At 43.3% G+C, this 6,861-nt stretch carries 5 protein-coding genes; all 5 read left to right on the forward strand.

The window, feature by feature from the left end; translation table 11 throughout:
* The coding region (locus ENI34_02375; protein HEC77972.1) for a T9SS type A sorting domain-containing protein at positions 1-884 on the forward strand (884 nt) is incomplete at its 5' end.
* A 16-nt stretch (positions 885-900) separates the two neighbouring features.
* A complete protein-coding gene (locus ENI34_02380; GenBank protein HEC77973.1) occupies positions 901-2,571 on the forward strand; it encodes a T9SS type A sorting domain-containing protein in 1,671 nt (556 codons plus the stop codon).
* Positions 2,572-2,892: 321 nt separating this feature from the next.
* Positions 2,893-3,642, forward strand: a complete 750-nt coding sequence (locus ENI34_02385) for a hypothetical protein (GenBank protein HEC77974.1) — start codon at positions 2,893-2,895, stop codon at positions 3,640-3,642.
* A 78-nt stretch (positions 3,643-3,720) separates the two neighbouring features.
* On the forward strand, positions 3,721-5,181 hold the full coding sequence (locus ENI34_02390) for a T9SS type A sorting domain-containing protein (protein HEC77975.1): 1,461 nt from the start codon (positions 3,721-3,723) through the stop codon (positions 5,179-5,181).
* A 10-nt stretch (positions 5,182-5,191) separates the two neighbouring features.
* Positions 5,192-6,861, forward strand: a 1,670-nt coding sequence (locus ENI34_02395; protein ID HEC77976.1) for a hypothetical protein, incomplete at its 3' end; no start/stop codon positions are given.

The raw sequence follows: 6,861 nt of genomic DNA on the forward strand, positions 1-6,861 counted from the left end.
CGAGGTATCTTTTTTCTCCGGAAACCCTTCAGGTTGAAGTTGTAGCAAATGAAACTACAATCGTGAATTTTTCACTCGAGGAATATTCTATTAGCCCGCCGTTCTCAACGGATTTTGAGGAAAATAATGGTGGTTTTGCGTCAGGTGCTCAAGAGCCACAGCTCTTGTGGACCTGGGTTGATGATACACTACCCCCTGGTCATTCAGGAACAAGATATTGGCAAGCCATTGGCGAGAATAACATGCCAGACAGCAAGAGCTGGCTTTATGCCCCAAGAATAGATCTTTCTTCCGTTTCTTCTGCATTGATATTCTTTTACCATAGTTATTACTTGTACCATGACTATACAGCTAACGTGCAGGTATCTCCTGATGGATTGCAAAATTGGACTACAATATTTAGTTGTACTCCTCCAAATCATCCATACGACTGGGTACCTACGGATTCCATCAGTCTCAATGCTTATGCAGGTGACACCATTTATTTAAGATTTGAGCTTATTTGGCCCCCATATAGTCGTCCATCCTGGTGGCGGATAGATGACTTTTACCTTTTGACGGGTAGTGGGCAACAAGGTGTTAATGTCAACGAGGAGAATAAACGATTCAGACTATCTCTTTCGCAGAATATACCAAACCCGGTTTATACGACAACAATGATTAGTTATGTGGTGCCTGAGAAAACAAAGGTTAATTTGAATATCTACGATTCATCGGGAAGGCTTGTTAATACGTTGGTAGATGAAATTCAAAACCCTGGTCATTACAATGTAGTCTGGAATTGCAAGGATGGTGCCGGCAAGAGACTATCCTCTGGTATCTATTTTTATTGTTTAAGGACAGAAAAAGGGATCAGAACCAGAAAGTTTGTTCTGATCAAATAGAAAGGGAGGTATTAAAATGTTTATACGACTTCAGGGCATAGTTATATTTTTCATTGTTACTGCAGTTACGTTCTACTGCCAGGTGTTGGGTGCGACTATCGAGCCAGCATGGATTCATAACACGGGAGAAACTATGCTTGCGAGTATTACATTTGCTGATTTTGATCTCGACTCGATTGGCGATGTGATAGCCATGGGTTCTTACGGTACGATCTTTGTATGGGATATACAGGGAAATACTCTTACTGGATGGCCGGTTTCTTATTCAGAAAATACTCCAGCAACGCCGGCTATTGGTGATGTGGATGGTGATGGTGATATGGAACTTATCGTTGGGTCATGGCATCATCTTTATGTCTATAATCATGATGGAACTCAGTACCCTGGCTGGCCGCGTAGTTATGGTACATTTAGCTCGTCGACCCTTGAAGATTTAGATTCTGACGGAGATATGGAAATTATCTATCCGGGTAAAGGTTCAGTATTATATGTATTTGAGGCTGATGGATCGAATTTTCCCGGATTTCCTGTTACTATTCCCGATTCTTCTCCAAATTATATTGGTGCCTGTTCTGTTGCAGATATAGATGGAGATGGTTTTTGTGAAATTGTGGCAGGACTTAATAGACCTGCGCCATCCGCAAATCCTTCAAAGGTCTATGTCTGGAAAAGTGATGGCAGTATCCTTTCCGGATTTCCGGTTTATACTTGCGGGACAGTTGAAGCTCCGGTTATTGGAGACCTTGATGGTGATGGTACAAAGGAAATCATAGCGGGTGCTTATTGTAATGGAGAGCATGACAGTGTTTATGTCTGGAATAACGAGGGTGTTCTGGAACCGGGATGGCCTGTTGAGGCACAGGCATGTTTGCGATCAACTCCTTCACTTGGAGATTTAGACCTTGATGGCGATCTTGAAATTCTTATAGGAGGTATGGATTGGGTCTCGTGGCGAGGTCAAGTGTATGCATTTCATCATGATGGAACCCCAGTACAGAATTGGCCTGTAAGTGTGGGTACAGGAGGAAATATTACTTCTTCTCCAATTATAGCGGATATTGATGGTGATACAAGTCAGGTTGAAGTAATATTTAAGGGGGCAGATACTATTTACGCATTTCATGCTGATGGTACGCAGGTTAATGGCTTTCCATATTTTCTTGATGATCAGTCTATGACACCTCCTAAACCAACTCCTGCTGTTGGAGATCTAGATTCAGACGGCGATATTGAAATGGCATTTGCGTCGGTTGCCGGGGAGATTCATTTTTTTGATGAACCCGAGCAATGTTTTCCTGATATTATGTTGTGGACGATGTATAGACACGATTGCAGAAACACAGGATTTTACTATTCAAAAAATACAGGTATAAAATCATCAGGTAAGATTGGAAAATCCAGCAGTATTAAACTTAGCTGCAATCCCAACCCGTTCAGCAAAACTACAGTGATTAGTTTTCAGTGCCCACTGATTAGTGAGAAGGAAAAGATTACACTAAGTATTTACGATTTGAGTGGAAGATTGGTAGAATCATTTAGATTTACCACTGACCACTTGGCACCAAGTACTGCTGTAATCTGGGATGGTCGGGATGATTCAGGGAAAAAACTCAGCAGTGGGGTCTACTTTTTGAGGTTTGAGACAGGAGAGGTTTCTTTAACCAAGAAACTCCTGCTTTTGAGATAGCAGAAAGGAGGGTGTATGATCAAATATTTTACTCTTGATGATTTTTTTTCATCGGATTAAACCGATTGGTATTGGGTCTGAGAAGCGATTTCCGCGGATCAGGGATATCGGAAGATACCAATGTTGGTGTTAGCACTCAGGTGCCGGGAGGAAAGTCTTGATAGTGATGATATAGGGAAGTATAATTAAAATAATGGGTTACCGAATGTCTATCCAACGGGAAATGGTTAAACCGGGATTACGGGGGGAGTTTGTGCTAACCGTTTTGATAACTATTCATTATATATTAAATTGCTGATATGGGTTGGAAGGAGGTGGGGTATGGCTATAGAAATGATGTTCCTTTCTATCCTCTTAGTGAGTCAACCACCCTGGGAGCATAGATATGAAGCCGATTCGCTTCCAACCCAGTATGGTGTGGAACGAATAATGTCATCGGGATACACGGAGGAGGTTTCTGGAGGGTTGCTCACGATAACGGGCCCAGCCAAGGGCCTTCTCTACTATAAGCGAGGTGGTCCATCAGGTGATAGGATCACGGTAGAAGCAAGGGGCGAAGTAAACGATCCTTCTGCTGGAGGGTCACAGATAGGCCTCTCTGCCCCTAACTATGGTTATAAAAATGTGATGATCAAATACGATGAGATCTGGGATGTCCCGGTCACCGGAGGTGAATTCCACACCATCTTCTTGGCATTAAATAATGCTACCGGTCTACTCCAGATGTGGATCGATGGTGAATTTAAGAAGGAAGCGACAGTCGGAGGCCCTTTCTCTTTTGCCGTGTTTTTTGGAAAAGAATGGGTTTACTGGAACCCCTTGAATTCCACCTGGAATTATGTCTATTATGTTCGAGGTTATTACCAACCTGGGACAGAAGAAGTAAAAGAAGATATTACCGGGAATAGACTGCAGGTCTCACCTAGCCCCTTCACCTGGCAAACGAAAGTCTTGGGGCATGAGGATGAGGTGGATATTGAGAAAATTGGTTTGAGAACCTGGAAAGAAAAAGAATTGGGATTAACTGACAAGGGACACTGGGGAGTAAAAGATGTGGAAGATTGGATCTAAGGCTTTGTCTTTCCTGAAACGAGTTCAGGATGACATTTCTTCCACACAAAATGGTTAAGAGCCGAAAGGAGGAGGTGAATGATGGCCTTTATAATTATTTGTTTATTTTCTCAACCGATGTGGCCGACCTTCCAGTTCAACAATCAGAGGACGGCCAGGTCTCCTTATATGGGTCCTGAGGAAGCGGATATCCTCTGGACATACGCACCGGGTGGCGGTATCACCTGGTCTTCGCCGGTAATAGGTGAAGATGGAACCATCTATTTTGGGTCCCAGGATGGCAACCTCTATGCGATAAATCCCGATGGCACCCTCAAGTGGACCTATGGGACAAACGGTGCAATTCAATCTTCCCCGGCAATCGGTGCTGATGGCACAATCTATATCGGTTCGGACGATGGCAATCTCTATGCCATTGAGGATTCGATCACCTATGGTAAATTGAGATGGAAACACGAGGTGATCAATCCCCAGTATCCACCCCGAGGTCCGATTATGATAGCTGATGGCACCATCTATGTTGCGGCGGGCCATCTCGAGGCTCTCGACGAGAACGGAAACCTCAAATGGGATTATAATACCGGTATCTCTGGATCCCCACACGGCACCGCACTCTCTCACGACGGTTCTACCATCTATGTTGAACACGCAACCATATCTGACTATTACCTTACTTCCTTAGACACCAGTGGCAGTATAAATTGGGAGCGAGACATTGGTGCTGCCCCTATTGACTTCTCCAATTCGACACCCACGGTCGGTTCTGATGGGGTGATCTATTTTCCCACTGGTTATGGAGGTCCGCTCTATGCAATAAATCCAAATAGTATAATAAAATGGAATTGTCCCGGTCTGGGAGACCTCAGGTATACCTCACCAGCTATTGGGGCAGGCGATACCATCTATATGGCGGGTGGGTTCGGTAAGAATTTTCACGCGATTGCTCCGGCTGGCACCAAGGTCTGGACATTCAACACCACCAATTATGTTCTATCATCGCCGATCATCGATGGGAATGGCACCATCTATATTGCCTCCTATGATACACTCTATGCTATTAATCCAGATGGAACAGTAAAATGGACATTACAGGTTGAATCCCCCACAGTTTCTACTCCTGCAATGGATACATCGGGAAACATATACATCTGTTCAGCAACCCGATTGTATGCGATAGGTCCTGAGATTGGAATTGCTGAAAGACCGAACAGTAAATCAGTAAAGGATTTTTCCTTGCAAATCTATCCGAATCCATTTAGCAAAAAGACCGAAATCAGGTGGACATCAGGCACTGGGCACTCGGCGTTAGGAGAAAGTGCCATAACCAATGACCAATACCCGATGACTATTTCTATTTATAATGTAAGCGGAAGGTTAATAAAATCCTTTTCACTCTTCACTCCTCACTCTTCGCTCATCTCTTCTGTATCCTGGGATGGGACTGATGATTCAGGGCACAGGGTTCCTGCTGGTATCTACTTTGTGCAGCTAAAGACAGATAACTATAAAAGGGCTGAGCAAGTGGTTTTGTTAAGATAAAGAGGAAAAAATGACCGGGACAAAAAGATTAAAAGCTAAGGGTCTATGTATTGGTTTGTTAATGACCCTTCTTATCCCAGGTGTTCTCTTCACGATTCCTTTAGAGGAAGCACCTTTTTGGCAATCTGCTATCGTTGATGAAGACAGTAGAGATATTGCCCTTGGTGATATGGATCGTGATGGAGACCTGGACCTTGCTGTGGTCTCAGAGGTATCAAAAACAGCATACATCTATCGCAACGATGGCGGGACTCTTGACACTCTACCCAGCTGGAGTCCTCATGAGGTTGCGAGACATTTAGGTGTTGCCTGGGGTGATATTGACAATGACGGTTACCCAGAACTGGCAATATCTTGTTATTCCGGGCTAAAAGGACTAAAAGACATCCTTAAAGGGAAAATAGGGCAAGAGTATCCGGGCACACAAGTTGGCGGATGGCTTTATCTATACAAAAATAATAATGGAATTTTAGATACAATTGCCTTTTGGAAATCCCAAGACTTTGATGGTTTCCCTGCCTGGATTGGTTTTGGTGATGTTCACGGTGATGGATATCTTGACCTTGCAGTAGCAACCTTCTTTGGCATCTCACGTATCTTTTATAATCAGAACGGTGTGCTTGATACATTGCCTGGCTGGAGCAATACTGACTGCATCTATATGAATGTAGGCAGTTGGGGTGATGTTGATGACGATGGAGATCTTGACCTTGCTTTGGGCCCTGACCACGCTTCTTACTTATATTATAATAACAATGGAAACCTGGAACAAACAGCGTCGTGGAAAGGTCTTCATGATTGGATAACCGGAGGTATGGCATGGGCAGATATTAGTGGAAATAACTATCTCGATCTTGCCTGTGGTAACGGTGAGATCGTCAAAGAACCCAATATTGTTTTTTCAAATATAGATGGCAATCTAGACACCTCTTATTCCTGGAAATCAGCTGATGCTAGCGCTACCTGGCGCATAGCATTTGCTGATGTTGATAATGATGGTGATATGGATCTGGCAATGGCAAATGGGTGTTACAATATCATTGAGAAAAATGTGGTATATGCAAATCAAGATACGATTCTGGATACACTGCCTACTTGGTATTCTCAAGACGAGTGTTTGAGTTTTGGTATTGCCTGGGGTGATATTGACATGGATGGTCTCCAGAGTGGGGTTGATTCAATTGATGGAGATGGCACAAGAAAACTCTTTTATCTTAAGCACTGGCCGTATCATTCAATTCAAGAGATCATAGTTAATGGCAATCCAGTGCCACTGAGTGATTATTGCTTTGATATCTCTTCTGGCTGGGTCTCATTGAAAAATGCGCCCCCGAGTGGCACGAAGAATCTTGTCGTTAAGTATAAATACTCAATAGATTTAGACCTGCTCATAGGGAATGAGGATGCCTCTGATGTAATGTATAGAAATACCACAATTGGAATTGCTGAAAGACCGAACAGTAAATCAGTAAAGGATTTTTCCTTGCAAATCTATCCGAATCCATTTAGCAAAAAGACCGAAATCAGGTGGACATCAGGCACTGGGCACTCGGCGTTAGGAGAAAGTGCCATAACCAATGACCAATACCCGATGACTATTTCTATTTATAATGTAAGCGGAAGGTTAATAAAATCCTTTTCACTCTTCACTCCTCACTCTTCGCTCATCTCTTCTGTATC

Source organism: candidate division WOR-3 bacterium (assembly GCA_011052815.1).
Taxonomy (GTDB): domain Bacteria; phylum Hydrothermota; class Tepidihabitantia; order SM23-42; family SM23-42; genus DRIG01.

Bases quoted from the DNA above. Each gene is read 5' to 3' on its own strand.
- ENI34_02380 (HEC77973.1), top strand. From the start codon at position 901: ATGTTTATACGACTTCAGGGCATAGTTATATTTTTCATTGTTACTGCA.
- ENI34_02385 (HEC77974.1), top strand. From the start codon at position 2,893: ATGGCTATAGAAATGATGTTCCTTTCTATCCTCTTAGTGAGTCAACCA.
- ENI34_02390 (HEC77975.1), top strand. From the start codon at position 3,721: ATGATGGCCTTTATAATTATTTGTTTATTTTCTCAACCGATGTGGCCG.